At 46.1% G+C, this 21,760-nt stretch carries 13 protein-coding genes; 3 read left to right on the top strand and 10 right to left on the bottom strand.

All coding sequences use genetic code 11. The annotated features are described in order from the left end of the window. Positions 1–278 precede the first annotated feature (278 nt). A complete protein-coding gene (locus tag ACMA1I_RS03205) occupies positions 279–962 on the top strand; it encodes a hypothetical protein (protein WP_337066813.1) in 684 nt (227 codons plus the stop codon). 178 nt (positions 963–1,140) lie between these two features. On the opposite strand, the gene ACMA1I_RS03200 is transcribed toward ACMA1I_RS03205, so the two are convergent. Together ACMA1I_RS03200 and ACMA1I_RS03195 are read right to left on the bottom strand one after the other, a co-directional pair. After that, the gene (locus ACMA1I_RS03200; RefSeq protein ID WP_337066812.1) at positions 1,141–2,184 is read right to left on the bottom strand and encodes an N-acetylmuramoyl-L-alanine amidase; all 1,044 of its coding nucleotides are present in this window, start codon (positions 2,182–2,184) and stop codon (positions 1,141–1,143) included. Between the two features lie 318 nt (positions 2,185–2,502). Next, on the bottom strand, positions 2,503–3,258 hold the full coding sequence (locus ACMA1I_RS03195; RefSeq protein WP_337066811.1) for a metallophosphoesterase: 756 nt from the start codon (positions 3,256–3,258) through the stop codon (positions 2,503–2,505). Between the two features lie 847 nt (positions 3,259–4,105). Between ACMA1I_RS03195 and ACMA1I_RS03190 the strand changes: the two genes are divergently transcribed. Next, entirely contained in the window at positions 4,106–5,191 is a 1,086-nt protein-coding gene (locus tag ACMA1I_RS03190; RefSeq protein ID WP_337066810.1) for a glycosyltransferase family 2 protein, read from the top strand. A gap of 30 nt (positions 5,192–5,221) precedes the next feature. Here the strand turns inward: ACMA1I_RS03190 and ACMA1I_RS03185 are convergent, their stop codons facing one another. The 5 genes from ACMA1I_RS03185 to ACMA1I_RS03165 form a co-directional block, all read right to left on the bottom strand. Continuing rightward, on the bottom strand, positions 5,222–8,128 hold the full coding sequence (locus tag ACMA1I_RS03185; RefSeq protein WP_337066809.1) for a PD-(D/E)XK nuclease family protein: 2,907 nt from the start codon (positions 8,126–8,128) through the stop codon (positions 5,222–5,224). Positions 8,129–8,441: 313 nt separating this feature from the next. Next, the gene (locus ACMA1I_RS03180; RefSeq protein WP_337066808.1) at positions 8,442–8,861 is read right to left on the bottom strand and encodes a VOC family protein; all 420 of its coding nucleotides are present in this window, start codon (positions 8,859–8,861) and stop codon (positions 8,442–8,444) included. A gap of 106 nt (positions 8,862–8,967) precedes the next feature. Continuing rightward, on the bottom strand, positions 8,968–11,208 hold the full coding sequence (locus ACMA1I_RS03175; protein ID WP_337066807.1) for an ATP-binding protein: 2,241 nt from the start codon (positions 11,206–11,208) through the stop codon (positions 8,968–8,970). 639 nt (positions 11,209–11,847) lie between these two features. Next, a complete protein-coding gene (locus ACMA1I_RS03170) occupies positions 11,848–15,249 on the bottom strand; it encodes a UvrD-helicase domain-containing protein (protein WP_337066806.1) in 3,402 nt (1,133 codons plus the stop codon). 306 nt (positions 15,250–15,555) lie between these two features. Continuing rightward, positions 15,556–16,098: a hypothetical protein gene (locus ACMA1I_RS03165; protein WP_337066805.1), complete on the bottom strand. Its 543-nt coding sequence runs from the start codon at positions 16,096–16,098 to the stop codon at positions 15,556–15,558. Positions 16,099–16,722: 624 nt separating this feature from the next. Between ACMA1I_RS03165 and ACMA1I_RS03160 the strand changes: the two genes are divergently transcribed. Next, positions 16,723–18,513 (top strand): DEAD/DEAH box helicase, encoded by a 1,791-nt coding sequence (locus ACMA1I_RS03160; protein ID WP_337066804.1) that lies wholly within the window; start codon positions 16,723–16,725, stop codon positions 18,511–18,513. A 360-nt stretch (positions 18,514–18,873) separates the two neighbouring features. On the opposite strand, the gene ACMA1I_RS03155 is transcribed toward ACMA1I_RS03160, so the two are convergent. The 3 genes from ACMA1I_RS03155 to ACMA1I_RS03145 form a co-directional block, all read right to left on the bottom strand. Next, the gene (locus ACMA1I_RS03155; protein WP_337066803.1) at positions 18,874–19,317 is read right to left on the bottom strand and encodes a PA2169 family four-helix-bundle protein; all 444 of its coding nucleotides are present in this window, start codon (positions 19,315–19,317) and stop codon (positions 18,874–18,876) included. A 75-nt stretch (positions 19,318–19,392) separates the two neighbouring features. Then, entirely contained in the window at positions 19,393–20,643 is a 1,251-nt protein-coding gene (locus ACMA1I_RS03150; protein WP_337067097.1) for an NAD(P)/FAD-dependent oxidoreductase, read from the bottom strand. 109 nt (positions 20,644–20,752) lie between these two features. Continuing rightward, a complete protein-coding gene (locus tag ACMA1I_RS03145) occupies positions 20,753–21,580 on the bottom strand; it encodes an SDR family oxidoreductase (RefSeq protein ID WP_337066802.1) in 828 nt (275 codons plus the stop codon). Between the last annotated feature and the right edge of the window lie 180 nt (positions 21,581–21,760).

The raw sequence follows: 21,760 nt of genomic DNA, 5'->3' as shown, positions 1-21,760 counted from the left end.
ACCAATTCACCTGGTGGCAAGAGCTGGCCTTTTTGAGTGGTGACATCATCCTGGCTAGATTATTCTAATGATTTTCCCCTTCCAGCGTTACTTTTCAGGTTTTAGCTAATAGAGCCCCTCCCCAATTATAAACCATGATGTGAAGCCAGAAATATTAAATGCAGTCTATTTAATTATTGGCTGAATTTTTGTGAATATTGAACTTCAGGAAAATGTGGTTTTAGTTTAATTTTGCGAAAATGAAACGTCGGTATTGGTCCTTCTTTTTATTTTGTTGGATGATAACCTTTGGCGCTTATGGGCAGGCTGAAGAAGTAGCAGAGAGAGTGGTTGGCTCTGTTTATATTGGACCGACTTACACTGTGCCAATCGGTGATTATCGGCAGGCCTACCCGCACGCCAATGCTCTTGGAGGCACGTTCGGATTATTACTAAACCCACGAAAATACCCTTCTCCCTTAGAAGTTGGTCTGCAGGTTAGCTACCTGAGCCAGGGCATCGACAAGAATCGGTCGAGTTATAGTTCAGCCTATCCCATTCTAAAAACTTCACACAGCCAGGTACCACTGCATCTGGTGGCGCGGGTAAAGCCTCTGAAAGAGATGCGCATTATGCCTTACATAGAAGGTTTAGCAGGCATTACCATCTTTAACACACGTACTAAGCTCAAAGAAGACATTTTTGATTTTATGCGCGACGACCATGAGGCAGTGGTGTTGGACAGGTACAGGACCACCGTGATCAGTTTTGGAGTGGGAGCAGGCTTGCGTTTTTGGGGAAACAAATCAAAAACGGCTTATACCGATCTGAGGGTAACGTACCTGCAAAGCCCTTTTACAAATTATGTAAAAAAAGGAGATGTAAGGGTGCTGCTAGATGGTTTTCCTGACTATCATTTAACTCGGTCAGAAACAAATATGCTGCTTATAAATCTGAACCTGGTGGGAGTTCTTACCCAATAATAGCCGCTCCAAAAAACAGCCAGTTTACTCCATCCGCAAAACCATTGATATCCTCTGAGGTTAAGCCTGAATAATTCAAAAGCAATTAAACAGGCCTAGCCTCAGAAGGATCTAAAAACCTTCTGGAAGGCCAAAAACATTAGCGGGATTTAGCAGAGGTTTACTTCACTTTAGCAATTTATTTGCCCTTGTTTTTGTAGTCCGTTACAATGCCATCGCTTATCCAATTCGCAAGCGCCTGCCGGTTGCTTGGAATCACAAATCGCCTTTGATCGAGGTCGTTTCGGATGTTGCCCAGCTCAATAAACACAGTTGGTGGTAGGCTGTTTTTTACCACATACAAAGAACTACGCTCCGATACACTGCCTGAGTAATCGCGGTTGGGTTGGTAACGTTTGTATTTAGATGTGAACGTTTGGTGTATGGTTTCAGCCAGCTTTTTGCCCTGGCTGCTGTTCTCATGATGATAAAAGAAAACATCTATTTTCTGACTCTTACTGCGGCTGTCTACGTGTATGGCCAGCATGCGTTGGTAAGCCCCCTTGTGCTTCGCATGTAAGCTATTTACTACATCCGTGCGTTCACGCAGGCGTTGGTTGTGGTTAAGCGGAATGGGTTTATCCGGATAATGCACTTCGTCCCGGTCCATCTTCAGAATACTTTCATCCCGGATGCCATCGTCTGGGTCCTGAACAATCATGTAAACAGTAGCGCCATGCTCCATTAGGTTGCGGGCCAGGCGAATAGAAACATCATAAGCATACTCGTCTTCAGCCAGCGAGTGCGATCCATATTTTCCTATTGCGCCAGGGTCTGGGCCGCCATGGCCTGCTGAAATATAATATACAGCTCCGTTTAATTGTTGGTCCTTTACTTCTACGCGGGCATATTTGGGACCGAAGAGCGGCACGTTTAAAATACGCGAAGTAGTGGCAGGGCCGGCAGGAGGGGCCGTTTCGGAGGCTGCCCCTGCATTTTTTTGTGAAGCAGACTTGGTTGGTAACAGATAAGTTCTGCCAACATAAAGGCTATTGTCTTTACCTAAATTTGCGCGGTTAAGCTCCAGAAACTCCGAAAGGTATTCTGAGTAATTTAGACCATGCCGCCTCAGCAAGGAATAGACACCATCACCAGCCTTTGCTTCCACTTTCTGATAATTTTGCTGGCCCGTTGCCTGCAGTAAAACACAAAAAAATAGAAACAGAGATAAAATAGTTTTCAAGGCGAATGAATTTAACAACAGATGTGGCTTGTGCAGATTTTAATTTAAAAATCCGGAGGATAAAATTATATAAAAACGCTTAGTAGGCGAAAGGATTACGAGTTTAATTATTTGAGTGAACGTCTGCTGACAGGCAGAAACGGTTGATCATAGAGTTAAGTTATTAGTAATTAGTATGTTAAAATTTTATAATATATTTCCTGTTCTGCACCGCCCACTATAAACACGCAGAAGCCCGCCAAATAGTATAGGCAGACTAAAACTTCAGTAAAAAAATGGTTTTCTGCAGTTGATTTGCTCCAGAAAGAACGTGGGCTCTTAAACGGAAAGATCTCGCTGCATGTTTTGCCAACTCATGCCATTTCGTCCTTCATGTTCAGGATATAGCGTCATGAGCTTGTCAGATTGCCACACCTCTTTAGTGTCGATGTCTACAATAGAGAGGCATCCGGTAAAGGCGGCACCTGTATCGATCAAGGTAATGTTTCCCATTTTAAGCGGCTGTGTCTGCTCTCTGTCCAGGGCAATGGTGGGGGTGTGGCCAATGTAAATCTCTTTGTAGGTTTCAATCTGGAAAGCAGTTTTCTGCATGTGCATGGTATAGTGGCGGGTCAGAAAGTCTCGGTTCCAGATCAGGAACGATTCTTCTGTTTCGGCAATGGGTTTAGCGGTATCGAAGCCGGCATGCACAAACAGCTGGTTGTCTTCAGAAATATGATAACATTTTGCCCCCTTCAAAAAAGCTAGATGTGCTTTATCCATTGGTTTGCCTATCCCATATGATTTTATCGTACTGGAGCCTCCCTGCAGGAGCCATAGTTCCAGTTCGTTTTCCTTCATTGTAAGGCTGGTGTCATAATAATATATTGCCCACTGATCGTGGTTTCCCAGCAGGTACACCAGGTTTTTAATGCTTAACAACAAATCAATGCTAGCCTTTGTCTCAGGCCAGCCATCTACTACATCGCCCAGATAAATTAGTTGGTCGTGCTCTTTATCAAACCCGCATCTTTCCAGGCATTGCCCCAATGCTTTGTAGCCACCATGGCTATCGGATGTAACAAAACGTTTCATACTATCAGGGTTATGCTTATTTTTGAATAATCCTAAGTTAAGAAATTTGGAACTATCTGAGTATGAATAGGAGAGATAAAATCTTGAGTTCGGATTAACAAGCAGACTGGTTTAGCATGTGAAATTACGAGAAGCTGGAAAATGGGTTATGCATCAGCAGGAGCAGCCTACTGGTGCAGAGGTAGGAGTTGGTTTCAGCTTGTCTCGACTTAAGCTTAGGAAAGAAAGCTAGGTTTATCTTTTTCTTTTTCTTTCTATCCCTTTCATACTCAAAAAGTAACTTAGGAGAAAATCTCCAAAATTTAGCAGTTAAAGTTCACTTCTGCTTTGGCTTCATATTAGGCTGCACTTCTTTTTTATGCCTGAACAGATTACTCAAAGTAAGGTACTGCTCCACTAAATTCTTCTAATGAATTTGGCCTTCCGGAGGTGTTTTTAGATTTGTTAACAGAGGGTTCGGCATAATTACAAGCAAATGAATCACAAAACCGGCACTCCAAAAATATCTGGAGAACCACATGCGGCTCCCAGACAAAAATGCGTTATATTTATTCAAACAATCAATTGAATGGTCATGGCAAAGTCTAAAGACACTAAAAAAGAAGTAAAGAAGCAGCCTGCAAAAACGACAAAAGAGAAAAAGGCGCTGAAGCAGGAAAAGAAAAAAAACAGTTATGATTAACCGTTTGCCTGCACCTGTTCTTATAAAGTTCTGATAAAATAGTGGCGGTAAGATCCAGCGAATGGGCTGCAAAGGTCTTACCGCCACTATTTTAGCTACTCCCCTAAATTGTTAAAGTAAAAATAAAGAGCAAGTTTAAGACATACTTGTTCCGAACGCCTTTACATGTTTTGCCCTCTCATTAGCATCATTATCCCGCATTATAACAGAGAGCACCTGATAGCGGAAACGCTGGCCTCTATTCAAAAGCAAACTTACCAGCATTGGGAGGCACTTGTGGTAGACGATGGTTCTACCACCCAATCTGTAGAAAAGCTTACCAACCTGATTGCAACTGACAAAAGAATTCGTTTTTTAGCCCGTCATCGGGAGCCTAAGGGAGTATCTACTTGCCGCAATCTTGGTTTAGAAAAAGCAGAAGGAAAATTCATCCTTTTTCTGGATTCCGATGATTTGCTTGCGCCATTTTGTTTGGAGAAACGAGTAAAGGCAGCTATGGCAGACCTTGATCTGGGATATTATGTCTTTAAACTGTTAGCCTTTCAGGAGGTGCCAGGAGATTCTAAAATTTTACTGAGCAACTTCACCACACAAAACGATCTCGAAAGATTTTTTCTGCTTGATATTCCATGGGGAACTCCTTCTGTTCTTTGGAGAAAAGAAACTTTAAAAATGTTGAATGGGTGGGATGAAGCTATCCTGAGCTTAACAGACTGGGACATCCACATCAGAGCCTTATTGTTGAAGATCAGCTACCAAAAGTACGATTTTCTTCCTGATGTTTTTGTGAGGAGGAATAGAAAAGTTAATCGCATTAGTACCCAAGCTGTAACGCTGGAGCAAGTAAAATCTAAGATTTACGCTGTTCATAAATTAACTGCGCTAGCTATACAGGCAGGTGAACTGAAGCATTCTCACAGGTTAAAATTTGCGTATTTGTGCTTGCTCTTTGCTGAGCAAATAATACTGCACAAGCTTCCTTTTTCCTATAATGCTGCCTTAGAACCAATAAAAGAACAAAATCTATTACAGGAACAGCAGGTAAAGCGGTTGCAGGTCTATTTAAAAACTTTTGCTGCCTTAAGAAATCTGCACCTGCCATTTTTGGGGAGCTTGCTGTATCGGCTTACGCGTGCTGCGCTACCTGCAGGCATGGTAAAAAACTACTCGACCCATGAGAAGCATACCCTCAGCAACGAAGAGTGGAAGCTGATTTTTTCAGAATCAGAAACATCAGAAGCAAGGGAGTAGGCGAGGCAGAATCTATAAAACTAAGGCTTTTTATCTGGCGCAAATTCCTTTGTAAGCACACCATTGGCAAACATCCAAGTCATTGGTTTTTCGGATAGGCTCTCCGGGGTCTAGCATGCGGCGCACAAAATTAGATAGCAAAGTTTCTGAAGTCTCCATAAAGTTAGCAGGAGTGGTGCCATCCGCTTCTGTAAAATTAAACTCCGACGAAAGAACTCCTGCATCTAAATTCCGGAAAGATAGAATGCCGGATTTAGGGAGAAGATCCGCTGGCTTAACCTGCAGCCCGAAGGGTAGAATGGAACCAGGGTCCTGCTGTAGTGTCCGTTGCAGAATGTACTGGTACAGCCAGAGCTGGCGGGCCTTGTCGTATTTCGGATCTGTGGTAAAATGCAGTTCCACTTCTTCTGGCTTTACCACTAATTGATTCCGTTCTACCTTTCCAGTTTTATAGTCGATAATGCGAAGCTCCTGACCTGTCAGGTCAATGCGGTCGGCCTTGCCTGCCACCCGAACCATAATTTCCTCCTCACCAACCTGCACCGGAAGCAAGGCAGACAAAGTATCTTCAAGTTTGAGCACATAGAGTGGCAATTCAGGCGACTCCTGCAGGTTCGTCAGGTATTTTTCCAGCACCTCAACCGCCACTTTAAAGAGGAGGTAGTTCATGCCCCGGTCTGGAGTAGCCCCTCTGGTAGCTGCCACAAACTCTTTGCGCACTTGTGCAGGCAATTGCTGCAACATGTGCGCTACGTCAGGCCCGGTAATTGGCAGGCCACTTTCTACAAAGGGTTTAAAAAAGTCTTCGAGCACCTGGTGCACCAGTGTGCCAAACTTATCGGTGCCAAGCTGTTCCTCAACCTCATCTATTTCCTGAATTTTGGCAATGCGACTAAAGTAATATTGTAGGGAACAGTTAATGTACATGTTCAGGTGCGACGGGTAGAGCCCTTTTTTAAGCTCTAGCTTTAGTTGCTCCAGTGTCTGCAGATCTTTCTCTATCCGGATGTCTTCGTTGTACTTTTTAGTTTGCTGCTGCTCTACCACCGCAGTCAGGTCCCTGAATTTAAGGAGCGGGTTACGCAGGGCCAGGTCGTTCTGCAGTTGCAGTATAAAACGGCTTTTCTCGCCAGAGCCGTAGGTGTCGGAGGGGAGCACGTAGAGTAAGTTTACGCGTTTGGCACGCTGCAGCAGCCGGTAAAAGTTATAGGCCATAGCGCCCTCTGTTTCAGAATAGGTAGGCAGGCCAAATTGCCGCAGCACATCGTAAGGCATCAGCGACTCATGCCGTTTGGGAGCCGGCAGCGTGTTTTCGTTTACCGATAAAATGATGACGTTCTCAAAGTCGAGCGCACGTGTTTCGAGCATACCCATAATCTGCACTTCTGAAACCGGTTCTCCGCTAAAAGGCAAGCGGGTAGAAGAAATGAGTTCGTATAGGAATTTTCGGAAGCTGCGCACCCCGATTTTGTGCTCCCGGCAATCGAATATCGTGTCCAGCCGCTTCACCAGCGTATAAAAAATGTAGAGGTATTCTGTTTCGATGGTGTTTGGCTGGTGACTATATACTTCACGCAGCAAATCGATCAGGCTGTACATAGCCGACACAATATCGTCGCAGTCGCGCCAAGTCTTGAAGAGGGTCTCAAATAAAGGTTGATGCTGCCCCATCTCCAGCAGATCCTGTGCCGTGATCAGCACACGGTTATCAGCCACAATTTTATCTACTACCTTCTGAATAAAACCATGGTGCTTTTTCTGCTCCGGCTGCTCGTTCAGGTACAGTTCGTACCGCCTTATAAAAGGATGGGTGAGAAGCTTCGTCACCGACTGGTGGTGGTACTGGTACACTTTGTAGCCAACATCCTGCAGTTGCGTAACTCCTGTCAGGTGCACCTCAAACAACAGGTCGATCAGGTTGAACAGGGGAGTGCCTTTAAAGCTCAAACCCATGGTTACGTTATAGTTCGGCACCTCATCTGGTATGGAGTGCAGTACAGGCAGTAGCAAGGTTTCGTCTGGCAGAATGATGGCCGTTTGAGAGTGCTTATCCTGCTGCCTTATTTCCTGCAACAGTTGCCCGGCCAGCTTTCCCTGCATACTGGCGTTAGCCACGCCAATTACGTTTATTTCTTTTTGACTGGTTAAAAGCAGGTTTTGCTGCCAGCGCCACTCCGGCAAATTCCAGCTGCTCTTGTACTTGCGCAAAAAGCTGCCGGCACGATTCGGGGAATCCGGCTCCATGTAAAAATCATCGCTGTCGAAAAGCACCTCTGCTTTGTTATGCTTCAGCAGCGACTTTATAATGACTTCTTCTGACTGAGTCAGGGCATTCAATCCTATGAAGATATATTGGAAACAGGAGGGTTCCTTGGCAATACGGTTTATGTTTTCAGCAACTTTCCGGAAGGCCATTCCTGTATAAGCCTGCTTGTTGCGGTGCAGTCGCTTCTGCAGGTTCTGGTACGTTTTTTCAATGTTGTCCCAGAGGCTGAAGTATTTTTTCATGCGTGGCGACATCGACTTGCCCAGGAATTTAGGGTCCCAACGCTCCAGCGCCTTGGCTTCTGACAAATAATCAAACAGCTTGGTGGTGTCTACCAGATTCTGATCTATACGGCTGAAATCGTCTAGCAGCGTGCCGCCCCAGGTTACAAACTGATCAAAATCGAGAGTAGGGTCCTGCTCGCGCATCAGGTCGTATAGCTCCAGCTGCAGGTTAATCGGCTCCAGCACATCCACATTTGCCAGCTTGCAGATAAAGTCTTCCATACCGGCCACTTCAGGCGACCAGATGGGCTCCGGTGCCGCCTGGGCAAGGGCATTTTTGAAAAAGAAGCTGGCCCTGCGCGAAGGCAGAATAATACAAAGTTCGCTGATGTTCTCTTTGTACTTTTCATAAACGTATTTGGCCGTAAGCTCCAGGAAAGTCTGCACCGGTATAGGAAGATAAAGAAGTTATAAGATGAGTACGAAGTTAGCGGAAAGGCGAAAATGAGAACTATTTTAAATGAGTTTTCTTAAGGAAAACCTGAGAAAGGAGGAGGCGTCCTTACTTTAATTTCGTCTCAGGGAGGGCTGTTTCATTAGAATAATTGGTGTGCACAGGCAAGAAAATTTTTTCTTGCCTGTGCAGGCATTCGGTAATGATGGCTGCAGCATTTTCTCTCTCCTTCTGGCAAGCCAGCAGGCTTACGCTGCCGCAACAGTAGCAGAGCAAAGGCAAGAAAACCAACGATACTGCTTAACCTTATCTCTGTTTGTCTCCTTCGTCTAAAGGCAAAAACGGGTTGTAGGCAATTTCCCACAGGTTGTCATCCGGGTCGGCAATGTAGCTGCTGTAGCCGCCCCAAAATACTTTCTCCGGTCGTTTCAGAACGCGTGCACCTTTGTGCTCCAGCTGTGCTACCAGCTCATCTACTTCCTTCTCCGACCGCACATTATGCGCCAGCGAAAAGCCTCTGAAGCCTTTGCCGTCTGCTGCCACACCCGCATCGTCGGCCAAAGACTCCTGCGGGAAAAGCGCCAGCTGTATGCCATTCAGCTGCATAAAAATAATGCCGTCGGTGCTGGCTGCGGTTTGCTCCCAACCAAATACGTTCTTGTAAAAATCTCTTGACCGCTGCAGGTTCTTTACTCCAAGAGTAATGAGGGTAATCCGCTGTTCCATCGCCAATATTCGTTTTGTTGTTACCAACGGCAAAGAAAGCACTTTTAACCCAGGAACGCGATTGATTTTATCTTCTTGTGGGCCAAAAGTCTAAAAGGGGAATAACTTACGTCTGAGCCGCGAAGCGTACTGTAAAGGTTGTGCCTCTGTCGGGTTGACTTTCCACCTCTATAGTTCCTCCCAGCGCCTCTATCTGCATGCGTGTCATATACAAGCCCAGACCCTTGGCGTCTTTGTTTTCATGGAAGGTTTTATACAAGCCAAAAATCTTTTCTCCAAAACGCTTCATATCTAACCCCAGGCCATTGTCGGAAACAGACAAGCAAAAGCTCCCGCCCTGGCACCAGGTACGGATATGCACCTGCGGCGGTCTCTCAGGCGAGCTGTATTTTATGGCATTAGACAGCAGGTTGTGCAGCAGGCTTTCCATGTATACTTTAGACATACGCACCTGTGGCACTTCCAGCTCCGTGAATATCCGGGCACCTTTCCCCTTTATAGCTGCTTCCAGGTTCTGCTTTTCTTTGTCGATCAACTCAGCAATCTGTACCTCAACCTGGGTTAACTGCTGGTCCAGGGTAGTCTGCAAGATCATGTTCAGGTCGTCTATGGTTGCCGCCATATTGTCAATGACTCTGTTCATGTGTTGCATCACTTCCTCACCGGTTTCCTGGTTGGGTTCTGCTTCATAGAGGTTGTACAAGCCTTTGATGTTGCTCATTGGTGAGCGCAGGTTATGCGTTATGATGTAGGCAAAATCTTCTAGGCGCTCATTTTTTCTTCTCAGGTCATCCGAAGATTCCAAAAGATCTTTGTTGAGCTGCTTGAGTTGGTTTGTCTGGTTACGCAGAATTAGCGCAATAACGTCTTTCAGCAGCAGTTGGGCAACTTCGAGCTCGTTTAAGGTCCAGGCAAGCGATTTTCCTTTAACAATCTCCACCCAGGTTTCAAAGGACTTACGCGGTATTAGCTTGGTATCGGTTTCGTCTAATTCCGGCTTGTCAGGCCTGCCGGCCCACACAATACTTTCTCTTATTTCTGGCTTAAAGTAAAGGATGTACTCTTTATTATATTTAGAAATTTCGAGGGCAAGTAGGCCACTGGCAATGGTCTGAAAGTCTGTTGCTGCAGGATATTGCTTAGCCAGTTCCCTTGTGTAAAATATGCGTTCGTTGTTATGCTTGGATAACCAGTTCACCAATTGCATGATTTGCTCCTGCTCCGGCACTATTCCAACAGTGGAAAGATTGTTGTTTGTGAAAATAGCGGCACCTGAACAAGTTGTGATGTCGAGCAGCGAGTATTGGCCTTTAAACAGGCCTTTTTCGATGCTTTCGGTTTCTATCATCTGGTTAATAAGCGCCTCTTCTATTTTCTTGTACTGATCCAGTTCTGTAACATCACGCATTTCCTGGGAGGCCAGCACTGCATTGGCAAAAGATTTTGCAGCCACATTGCAATTTTGCCGCAACCAGTAATTAATAAACTTTGGCTGCCTGTGCTGACATGCGATTATACCCCACAGTTTGCCTTTTACCAGAATAGAGACAGAAAGTGTGGCAAAGGCTTCCATATTGTGCAGATACTCCAGGTGTATCTCAGAAGGGTTCCGGAGTTCGGACAATATAATATTGGAGGGCTCGCCGGTAACCGGGTTCAGGTAGGGCACAATTTTTACGGCTTGCGCCTTGATGTCAGGAATCTGCCGCACATGTTTTTTCTGAAGTAAGGCTCTGGCTGGCTCCGGAATATCTGTTGAAGGGAAATGATGGTGAAGGTAAGATTTCACGCCCGGCTTTACTTTTTCGGCAATCACTTCGCCATGCCAATCCTCATCAAACACGTACATCATCACCCGATCATAATCGAGCAGGCGTTGCACGTAGGAAACCAGAATCTGCGCCAGTTGGTCTAGTGGCTCCAGGTTGTTTAGGGCTGTTTGAAACTCTTCGAAATTAAAGGTCCTCTCAAACCGTTTCTGGTCGGTCGTTTGTTCGTATGGTTCACATTCCAGCACAAGCTTGCCGGCCGATTCATGTAGAAAACCAAAAAATTGCTTCCCCTTCAGGGTAAGCAATTGTGGATTTAACACAGTTGATGCCTGCAGTTGCGCCTCCAGTACCGGATACTCACCAAGGTTGCAAAGTGCATCGGGCAATGCTCCGATCAACAGCTCAGGTTCCAGACCGAGTATAAAATTGCCCAGGTTCTGGCTAACTTGTTCTACTCTAAAAGTATTGCTATCCATCACGACCATAAATCCGTGAGGTTGTATTTGTCCAATTAAATGTATTGGTTCTGTATCGCAGTTAGATAGGTTAACTGTGTGATTCTGATAATTCTGCATATGTTATGATACGCCTCATCCGTTCACAAGCAGCTGAGAACGGCATAGCCTTCTTACAATAGATATTTTAGTACAGATGAATTCGGTCCAAGTCAAGCTTGAAACTTGATCGGGCATGATGACTCTAAGTTGCTGTTAGATCAAGATGCCAAACAGGTTTATTACGTGATTTTAGAAAAATAACTGATCAAGTTTCATAATTATATGAAAAATAAAAATTCAGCTTAAACTAACTCTTCAATTTCGGGTAAACGGATGATTAATACTGTTAAAAATTTCTTTAGCTAGTTGTTTAATCACGGATGGTGGTAGCACAAGCCTCAAGCCGTTTATATAGGAATTATCTCTGGAAGGCATTTTTCATTAGCATAATCTCGTTTAAGGCAAAACAGGAGGGAAGGCGTACTACACCTACTGACTCTGTGCCTTAGAAAAACGGCTACAGTCCAATCTTACTTAACTTTTGCTTTTTAAATTATTGAGCCTCTGCAGATTCAAATTATTCTAATAAAAAGAGCCTTTCAGAGCATTTTAAAGGCAATGTTTGATTAGTGCTGGACTGGCAGCTTTTCAAAACCTAATGGGTATGTTCCTCATTAAAGAATTTAAGATCCGGAGTCCCAGATTTAAGGCATCCACCTACAGCGCCAGCCCGATCTGGTTCGATTTGCTGCCATAGCCCCACTCCAGCACCTGCTCCGTATCGAAGTAATACAGCACGCAATGTACCTTTTCGTAGCCAAGCTGCTTGAACCGCACGGCATAATGATCAAGCTTGTTCCGGTGCTCCGGCTCCGGTGGGGGCAACTTAAACTCGACTAGCACTACCTGTGCCCCATCAAACACCACACGATCCGGCTTGTAAAGATAAGCTCGCGCATCGAGCAGCTCCTTTTCGTGCTCTACCACTACTTTCTCCGAAAAATAGTGCTGCAGTTTAGGGTGCTGAATAATAGGTTTCAGGCGTTTGAGAAGGTTTGGTTTTTCGCGTTCGCTTATAAGGCCTTCGTACACCATTTGCCGCAGCACCTGGTCTAGTTGTTTTGCTGTTAGCAGGCGGGAGAGCGCGTAATGTAGTTTCTTGTTCAGCGCGCGCTGCTTTGTCTGTGTCTCAAAGTCGAAGACGTTGTTGGCGTGCTGCTTTAGCTGTAGCCTGGAAGCCCAGTCGGAGGTAACCAGGTGCACCAACTGAAAGGTTTGATCCTCTCCGGATGCCGAGTGCGGCTGTTGCGACTGGTTGCCGCGGGCCAATTGGTAACAGAACTGCTCTGGTTGCCACAACTCCTTGTGCACCAGGAACCGGTAAAGCAGGTGGCTAATGTTTTTAACTGAACCTTCCAGGGCTCTGGCGGCCTTCTTATTGTCCAGCAGGTCTTTGCCATTGCCAATCAGGTAGAGGCGGTCTATGGGGCGGGTGAGGGCCACGTAGAGCATGTTCAGGTTTTCGATAAAGGTCTTTTCTATTTCTGTTTGGTACTGCGACCCCAGCACTGTTGTCTCCAGTTTAGAACTTATGTTAACTGCCACACTGCGCAACTTGCCGGTTACGCTTACCTCCTCCGGCAACTGGCTCCACATGAGGGCACGCGTCATAGGTTCTGTACTCCAGTCGGCAAACGGAATGATAACGATAGGGTAGGCGAGGCCCTTTGACTTATGAATGCTGGTAATGGTGATGGCATTGCGGTCTTTAGGGGTGTTAATACTTAGCCTCTCTTTCTGCACCTCCCAATAACCAAGAAAGTTGTTCAGGTTGTTACTGTTTTTGAGGCTGTACTCCAGCACCAGGTCCAGGAAGCGGAACAGGTATTCGCACTCGTTGTTGTAGTCGAGCAGCCTAAAAATGCGGATCAGCTGCTCGGTAAGTTCGTAGATAGACAGGTTGCCTGTTTCCCGTTCCTTTACATCAAAACCAAACACGCGTAGCTGGTCGAAGAATGCCTGCGGGTCTGGTTTTTTAGCAATTTCAGCAATACGCTGCGTCATAGAGGTGTCCGGAATAACCTCCAAAGCCACGGCACAAACCAGGTACAGTGCCTCCGACTTCGCCAGCGAATCGTTAGGGCGGTTAAAAACCCGGAACAGGGCAATGATCAGGTTCACGACTTCGGCAAACTGCAGCGAGAGCGAGTCTTGTGAAATAATGTCGTAGCGCCGTTCTTTCAAAAAATTAGCAATGAGCTTGCTTTTGCTGTTGGTGCGGCACAAAATGGCCATGTCCTTCAGGTTATACCCATCGTGCAGGCCCTGCTGCACAAGCTGTAGCACCATGTTGAGCATGCTCTCATCATAACTTAGTATCTCCGGCCGGGTGTAGCCTTCATACAATTCTTCGGTACGGGAGCAGGAGCCCAGGTCGTATTTGTAATTCGAATCTTCCGGATAGGTAAACATGACCTGAATGTGCCCACCTTTTTTATCGCTGCCCACCGGCACTTGCTGCCGAAAGTTGTCGTCGTAAATGGCCCCGAACATCTGGTACTCTTTGTGCTCCCGGCTTACAAAGGTAAACAGCTCGTTGTTGAAGTCGATGATTTCGGCGCGGCTCCGGTAATTGGTGTTTAGGTCGGCAGGAGCGAGCGAATGGTTGACGGACTCATACCGCTCCCGCACCAGTTGGCCGTGCCTGCGGTTCTGGTACAGGCGCTCGGTGCTACCTTTATACAGGTGCAGAATCTGCTCCATTTCGCCTCCTCGCCAACGGTAAATCGCCTGCTTGGCATCACCTACCACCATACTGAAGTGCCCTGATGCCAGTGCATTGTCTACGAGGGGCAGCAGGTTGTTCCACTGTAAAACAGAGGTGTCCTGAAATTCATCTATCAGAATGTGATTGTATTTCTCCCCTAGTCGCTCATAAATAAACGGTACCGGCTCCTGCAGCACAATGTCGATTATTCGCTTGTTAAACTCCGAGATGTGCACTGTGTTTTTATCGAGCTTTATTTCCTGCAGACACTTCTCCAGCTCGTTTAGCACCGAGATTTTGTAGAGGTGCGGCACTACGGCTTTGATTAGGGCGGCAGTGCCGGCAAAATTTTCTTTTATTCCCTCAATGTGCTCGTACAGCTCCGTCAGTTGCCCACTTATGCTATCGATTTGGGCTTTTGTGGCGGTTGTGGCTTTACCTGCATACCATTTGTTGTCTTCCACGGTTTGCCGGGCGTAGTTGTTGCCGTAGCTCAGGTCTGCCTCCCTCGCAAATTTGCTGAAGTACCCCACTATGCCACGGGTGCTCTGGTAAAAATTGGCAGGAGTAAGGCCAGCTTGTTCTATGGCGGCCAAGCCTTGACTAGCTGCTTCCTGCACAGCTTCTTCTATTTGTTGTTTTGTCTGGAGCAGTTCTCCCCGAATTGTTTTAAAGTCTTCCAGCGTCAGTTCCTGCAGGTCTGTTACGGCTTCGTATACCTGCTCGTTCAGCAGGTTTTTAGCGAAATCAGACAGGTCGTCGGGCAGTGTGTTCCAGCTGCGGCCTTCGCGCGCTTTTTCGAGGGCATACTGCTCCAGCGTCTCCGATAGCAGGTCGCCTTTATTGCTGGTTACCTTGTCGAGCAGGAGCTGCACAGCAGTGTCCACGAGCGTTTGCGAATCGAGGTCTACTTCGAAGTTGTGCGGAATATTAAGCTCGCGCGTAAAAGCCTGCACAATCTTGTTCACAAAACTATCGATGGTGCTTACACTAAAGTCGCTGTAGTTGTAGAGAATTTGCCGAAATACTTTGGCTGCGCGCAGGCGCACCTCTTCCTTATCCAGCCTTTCTTCCGGGCTTTCTTGCTGGAGGTCTGTTGTTATCGCCTCCAGTAAAAACTCACTTTTTGCCATCTCTTTTTCTGAAGCCGATGCATCGTTAAACCCGCGCAGTGCCGCCAGAATACGGTCTTTCATTTCGGCTGCCGCATCGTTGGTAAACGTGATAGCCAAAATGGAGCGATAGTAATCAGGGTCCGGCGTGTGGAGCGCCAGCTTCAGGTATTCCATTGTCAGGTGGTAGGTTTTACCGGACCCTGCAGAGGAAGAGTAAATTTTAAAAGTAGAAGGCATTGTGAAGCATCTGGTTCATTTGTACCCTAAAGATACAAGCGAATCAGCGGCTCGGGCAAGCCAAGAGCTCTTTTCTTTGCTGGAAAAAGGCAAAGGTTACAAACTGATTCTACAGCTCCGGGAGCCTCTTTTCATTAGCATAATTTATTTGCACAGCTTTCGATCACCACTTTTTACATCGTGGCAAAGCTGTTGTGACTGTTTATTTTAACGCCACAAACTAATTCAGAAATTATGCTAATGAAAACGGGCTCCGGGAGCCAGAATCAGCTTTTGGAGCATAAGGCCCTGTAAATTAAGATGACGTTACACACCTACATACACGCTTTCTTTAGGAGAGGCTTCTGTGGCAGCGGAAGAAAAATCTTTCACACAAACCTGGTACATAATGCGTGCCATGGAGAGGCTGTAGTCGGTAATGATGCAATTCTGCTGTTCGGTGTTTATAAGCGCTTTGCTGGTGTTTATGTTAAACTTGCTCAGCTCAAGCACTTCGTCGAAAGTCTGCCGAAGCATTTTAAGGGCTCTGAACGAGGGCTCGTTGTAGAGCATAGGAATAATCTGGCACACAGCGTATCCGCCATTTGCACGCTCTTTGGCTATCATGCGGCAAAGCGATGCTGTGTTAATTTTGTCTAAATCGGAGATGATAACGTAAAAAATCTTTTTCTGACCTGGGGTAGAAGCTGGCATAGAACTGTTGCCTAGCAACATGTGGCGGCTTATTTGTGTGTCCTGCTGAAAGCAATCTTCTTTCAAAATTTTATTATGAATCTTAAAAGCCAGCGCACCAGACGCGATGATATTAAAATCTTTACCCTTGAACGAAATTTTAGAGAAATGTAACATGAGTATAGTTAGTAAAAAGGGTTCTACATAAAATGGAATCAGTGAAACAGTACTGTCGGGAAAGTACTGCACATCCAGGGTGCTATCTAGCCTCCTGCACGCGTTGTACCAGAGAGGATAGCAGGTAAGCCAGTCTGAAGATTATTTTGCTTTTCTTTAAGAAATCTCAGTGCGCAGTATCCATCATTAACAGACCACTATATAGCGGGCTTCCCTGCTTAGTATTACGTAGCCTATTCTAAAAATATGTTATGATTCGAAAATAAAACGCCAGATTCTGAATAGGTTGGGTGAAAAGAAGCTTTTAGGTGGTGAAAAAGAAACAAAACTTTATTGATGTTGGAACTATAATTAAAATACAACTTATTAAGTGAAAAATATTAAGTTAGATATTCTTCAAATGCCCAAACTGATATATTAAAACGTGTTATTAGCTTTGCTCAGATTAAATCCGTACCTTTGCGCCAGATTTGGATTCGGTCTGAAAGTACTGTATAACTGGAATACCCACTGTTTGGCATGACTAGTTGTTTTTATTTCTTCGTTTCGCTCTTATAATTTTACGTAAGAGAAAGGTTAAAAGCAGGCTGCCTCCAGATAGTTAAAAAAGGTAAAATAAACCAGATGAACAAAATCAGATTTGATGAGCTTCCGCTTTCGCCGGAAGTACAGCGCGCTGTCGCTGACATGGGCTTCGAAGAAGCCTCTCCCATTCAGACACAAGCCATTCCCATTGTTTTAGAAGGCCGCGATATTATTGGGCAGGCTCAAACAGGAACCGGTAAAACTGCCGCCTTTGGCATCCCGACTATTGAGGGAATAGATGAAAGCAATCGCAGTGTGCAGGCGCTTATTTTGTGCCCTACCCGCGAACTTGCTATCCAAGTTTCGGGCGAAATTCAGAAATTAGCCAAGTACAAGCCAGGCATTAGCGTGGTGCCGATCTACGGTGGTCAGCCATACGAGCGCCAGTTGCGTGCCCTTAAGCAGGGTGTACAAATTGTAATCGGAACGCCAGGTCGTGTAATGGACCATATCGAGCGCGGTACCCTGGTACTGGACAATGTTAAAAAAATAATTCTGGATGAAGCAGACGAAATGCTCGACATGGGTTTCCGTGAAGACATTGAGTTTGTGCTGAAGCAGATCCCAGAAGATCGCCAGACGATATTCTTCTCTGCTACCATGTCTAAGCCGATCATGGAGCTTACCAAAGCTTACCAGACCGACCCGGTGGTAGTAAAGGTAGTACACACGGAGCTGACAGTAGAGAATATTGAGCAGGTTTACTTTGAAGTGCGCAGCAGCATGAAAGGTGAAGTGCTTTCTCGCTTGCTCGATATGTACAACCTGAAATCTGCCATTGTGTTTTGTAATACCAAACGCATGGTGGATGAACTGGTATCGAACCTGCAGGCTCGTGGCTACTTTGCCGATGGTTTGCATGGCGACATGAACCAGAACCAGCGTTCTAACGTGATGCAAAAATTCCGCAACACCACCCTTGAGATACTGGTAGCTACCGACGTGGCTGCCCGTGGACTGGACGTTGACAACGTAGAAGCTGTATTTAACTACGATCTGCCGCAAGACGAAGAAGCTTATGTGCACCGTATTGGCCGTACAGGCCGTGCCGGTAAATCAGGTAAAGCCTTCTCTTTTGTAGGCGGTAGAACAGACGTTTATAAACTGAAGGACATCATGCGCTACACGAAAGCTAAAATCGTGATGCAGCAGGTGCCTACTTATGAAGACGTAAACGAAATTCGCACCAACGTATTTTTCGGTAAAGTAAAAGAAGTACTTGCCAAAGGCTCACTTACTAAACACCTGAGCCGTATAGAGCGCTTTATTGCTGAGAACGAAGAATTTACTTCTCTTGAGGTGGCAGCTGCTTTGCTTAAAATGAGCATGAAAGAAGCCAAAACAAAAGAACAGGGCATGGAAGCTGAAAAAGGTCTTGGCAAATCGAAAGATGGCTTCGATCGTTTATTTATCACCATTGGTAAAAAAGATCGTGTGCACCCACGCGACCTCATCGAGCTTCTTTCCAACAACAGCAGCATACCAGCCGGTAAAGTTGGCGACATCGACCTGTACGATAAGTTCAGCTTTGTGGAAGTACCTAGTGAGTACACAGCCGATATCGTGCAAAGCATGGGCCGCATAGAAGTAGAAGGCCGCATGGTGAGCATCGAGAAAGCCCAGAAAAAAGGTTCCGGTGCCGCTGAAGGTGGCCGAGGCGGATTTAGCGGTGGTGACCGCGGTGGCTTCGGTGGCGACAGAGACCGTGGCAGCCGTGGCAACTATGGTGGCGGCGGCGGTAGCCGTTTCGGTGGCAAAGGTGGCCGCAACGAACGTAGTGGTGGCGACAGAGATGGCGACAGCCGTGGCTTCAGAAGAAAAAGATTCTAAGGCTACAATAAATAGCTTTATAAATCAATAAGTTAGAGGCCAGGTTATTTCCTGGCCTCTTTTTTTAGCCCTAGACTTAACTTTATTCAGGTAGCAGGCGTAAAGAAAGTATAATAAAAAGGTTGGAAGATTTTTAACTGTTTACGCAGTTAAATGAGAAGCTTGGTATCAGACGGATACCAGGCTTCTCGCATTTTAGGGGCTAATAAATTAAATTATTCTAATGAAAAAGGCCTTCCAGAGGCAAAAAATGAGTTTCGAGGTCTTGTCCATTTGAGGCCTGGTACAAGAGGGCGTGGCAGGCAGAAAATAAAAAAGGAGCCGAAGCTCCTCTCTTTCACTAATTTATGCGCCACAAAATTAAGCATTATCGCGCAGATCGCGGATGTGGTCGTGGGCATTTTTAACATCTTTGTACTGTTGCTCTACCACAGCTTTTAGCTCCGTTGGCAGATCTGCGTTCAGCGCTTCCTGGTAAGCTTTGAGGGCGTAATCTTCGCCGCGCTCGCACTCTTCCAGCACACGTTTGGTGTCTTTAGAAGTTAAGGCAGATTTCAAATCAATCCAGGCACGGTGAATGGTTCCTTCAATGGAGCTGGACTCATCATCGGATTTGCCGAACTTGTGGAGCTGGTCCTGAAGCTCAGTAATCATGCTGTCGCGTTGTACAGCATATTTTCTGAAAAGGTCCTTTAAATTTTTATCTTCTATATCTTCAGATGCTGTTTTAAAGCCTTTTGCTCCGTCTTTGCATCGCTCTATAAGGTGGTGTACTGTCGAAACAATTTCTTTATTGATTTCCATAGTTTTGTTTACATTAATAGTTTGTAAACCTGTTGTACTCGTATTACAAACTTTTTGTTTCCACCAGGAGCAGTGCTATTTTGCTGAAATTGTATCCTTCGCCATGGCTGTTCCGGCCAGGTAACCGGTGGTCCAGGCAGCCTGAAAATTAAAGCCTCCTGTAATGCCATCAATGTCCAGCACCTCGCCTGCGAAAAACAAACCAGGCTGCAGGCGACTCTCCATAGTACGCATGTTTACCTGGCTCAGGTCTATGCCGCCGCAGGTTACAAACTCTTCCTTAAAAGTGGTTTTGCCTTTCACTTCGAACTCTGCCCGAAGCAGTGCCTCCACCAGTTTATTCGTATTTTTTGCCGGAAGCTCGGCCCACCTTACTTCAGCAGGAATATCAGCCAATACAATTAGGGCTTTCCAGAGGCGCTGCGGCAGACCAAAAAGCGGATTGGTGGCGACCACTTTTTTAGGATGCGCCTGCCGGTACTGCGCCAGGTGCTCGCGCAGTGTTTCTTCAGTAAACTCCGGAATCCAGTTGATGAGCACCGTGAAATGATATTGCTGCTCATGAAAAAGCCGTGCCCCCCATGCCGAGAGTTTGAGGACTGCCGGGCCACTATAGCCCCAGTGGGTAATCAGGAGTGGTCCCTCGTACTCTAGCTTTTGCCCTGCCACCCGAACCTTTGCCTTTGGCACAGATATACCTTGCAGATCTTTAAGCGGAGAAGTCGGCACATTGAATGTAAACAGCGAAGGCACCGGGTGCTGTATAGTATGCCCCAAGGCTTTTAGCCAGTCATAACTGGTTTCTTTAGGACTGCCACCAGTGCACACCAATACCTTATGAACCTGCATTTTGTGACCATTACCTAGGTGCAACTCAAATTGAGGTTTGTTGGGCGGCTGGTCTGGTAGCACCTCAATTTTCTCTACGCCAGCGCCAGTCTTAATTTTTACTCCTGCGTCCTGGGCTGCCTGTTGCAGGCACTCCACAATTGTTTCAGAATTATCTGTTGTGGGGAACATGCGGCCGTCCGATTCGGTTTTCAGTTTTACGCCACGCTGCTCAAACCAGGCTATTGTTTCTTTTGCTCCAAAAGTTTTAAAAGTTTCTTTCAGTGGCTTGGCCCCGCGAGGATAGTGCTGCGAGAAGAGAGAGGGCACAAAACAGTTATGTGTTACATTGCAACGCCCACCACCCGATACCCGCACCTTGGAGAGTAACTTCTGCGTTTTTTCGAGCAAGACTACATGGGCCCCTTTATTTGCCTCAGCACAGGCTATTGCTCCAAAAAAACCGGCAGCTCCTCCGCCTATCACCACTATGTTCATTCCCAATTACTTGCTTTAGTTTAACTTCAATCTTACTATCACTACCCAATTATTCTAATAAAAATTGCCTTCTGGAGGTAAATTTTCTAATTTTCTCCTATGGCCACATTTAAAAGAACTGCATGGGGTCTGGGTGCAGAAAGTGATAAGCCAGGTCCTTTTTTAATTTCTCGCTGTTAATGCGCTTGAACTTTGTTTTCTGCATGGCCTGGAAAGTAGGAGGGATGGCCCCTATGGCCAGTGCTGCGGCTGTATAAAAATCCTGCCGGCTTGGATGCTCATCGGCACAGGCGTTGTAAACGGCTCCCCATTTGTCCTGTGCTACAATGCGATGCAACACAGCTACACAATCCTCCTGGTGAATCAGGTTCACAGGAGCATCGCCATCTGGCAGATTTTCTTTGCCAGCCATAAAGCGGCCCGGCTGCCTGGAGCCACCAACCAGTCCGCCAAAGCGCACGATGGTAGTAACCCAGTCTTCCCGGTCCTGAAACAACTTCTCCGCCTGCAGCAATACGTTTTCCGGTTCCTGTGTTTCGGTATGCAAAATATCTTCTTCGGTTACAATGCGGTTCAGGTCAGGGTACACTGCTGTAGAACTAATAAATAAAACCCGGCTTACAGGAGACTGAAGCATGGCCCTACGCAGTACATGAAGCTTCGGTAGTAGCTGGTCGCCCTGGCCGGCACGTATGCGAGGCGGAATATTTATAACCAGAACCTTAGTGTTCAGAAAACTAGCTAATGCATCCTGCGGTAGCGGCTCTTCGTCTAAGTTGAGCAGGAAGGGCGCAATTTGTTTTTCTTCTAGCACTTGCACTTTAGCAGGCGTGGTGGTAGAGCCGTTTACCCGATAGCCACTTTGCACCATTCGTTCAGCCAGAGGCAAGCCAAGCCAGCCACACCCCATTATACTTATATCAGCCGTTGTTCTCATTTTCAATTAAGCGAAGAAATAAAGTGCTTTCTTCAATCTATTGCAAAATTACCAGAATTTATCTGCTTCACTGCCCTTTGCGGTTATCCTTCTAAAAATGAACAGGCTAAAATTGCTGAAATTTATTCGTAAGCTGGTGGAAGGGCCGCAAATGGTAACAAAACCAGTAGAATTCGGTTC

It is taken from the genome of Pontibacter sp. 13R65 (assembly GCF_047525655.1).
Classification (GTDB): Bacteria; Bacteroidota; Bacteroidia; order Cytophagales; family Hymenobacteraceae; genus Pontibacter.
This window is presented reverse-complemented; position numbering and strand designations above follow the sequence as displayed.

What these genes read in the sequence shown, in the direction of transcription:
- ACMA1I_RS03150 (WP_337067097.1), bottom strand. Translation starts at nt 20,643, where the DNA reads ATGAACATAGTGGTGATAGGCGGAGGAGCTGCCGGTTTTTTTGGAGCA.
- ACMA1I_RS03145 (WP_337066802.1), bottom strand. Translation starts at nt 21,580, where the DNA reads ATGAGAACAACGGCTGATATAAGTATAATGGGGTGTGGCTGGCTTGGC.
- ACMA1I_RS03205 (WP_337066813.1), top strand. Translation starts at nt 279, where the DNA reads ATGATAACCTTTGGCGCTTATGGGCAGGCTGAAGAAGTAGCAGAGAGA.
- ACMA1I_RS03195 (WP_337066811.1), bottom strand. Translation starts at nt 3,258, where the DNA reads ATGAAACGTTTTGTTACATCCGATAGCCATGGTGGCTACAAAGCATTG.
- ACMA1I_RS03165 (WP_337066805.1), bottom strand. Translation starts at nt 16,098, where the DNA reads ATGTTACATTTCTCTAAAATTTCGTTCAAGGGTAAAGATTTTAATATC.
- ACMA1I_RS03180 (WP_337066808.1), bottom strand. Translation starts at nt 8,861, where the DNA reads ATGGAACAGCGGATTACCCTCATTACTCTTGGAGTAAAGAACCTGCAG.
- ACMA1I_RS03175 (WP_337066807.1), bottom strand. Translation starts at nt 11,208, where the DNA reads ATGCAGAATTATCAGAATCACACAGTTAACCTATCTAACTGCGATACA.
- ACMA1I_RS03160 (WP_337066804.1), top strand. Translation starts at nt 16,723, where the DNA reads ATGAACAAAATCAGATTTGATGAGCTTCCGCTTTCGCCGGAAGTACAG.
- ACMA1I_RS03190 (WP_337066810.1), top strand. Translation starts at nt 4,106, where the DNA reads ATGTTTTGCCCTCTCATTAGCATCATTATCCCGCATTATAACAGAGAG.
- ACMA1I_RS03170 (WP_337066806.1), bottom strand. Translation starts at nt 15,249, where the DNA reads ATGCCTTCTACTTTTAAAATTTACTCTTCCTCTGCAGGGTCCGGTAAA.
- ACMA1I_RS03155 (WP_337066803.1), bottom strand. Translation starts at nt 19,317, where the DNA reads ATGGAAATCAATAAAGAAATTGTTTCGACAGTACACCACCTTATAGAG.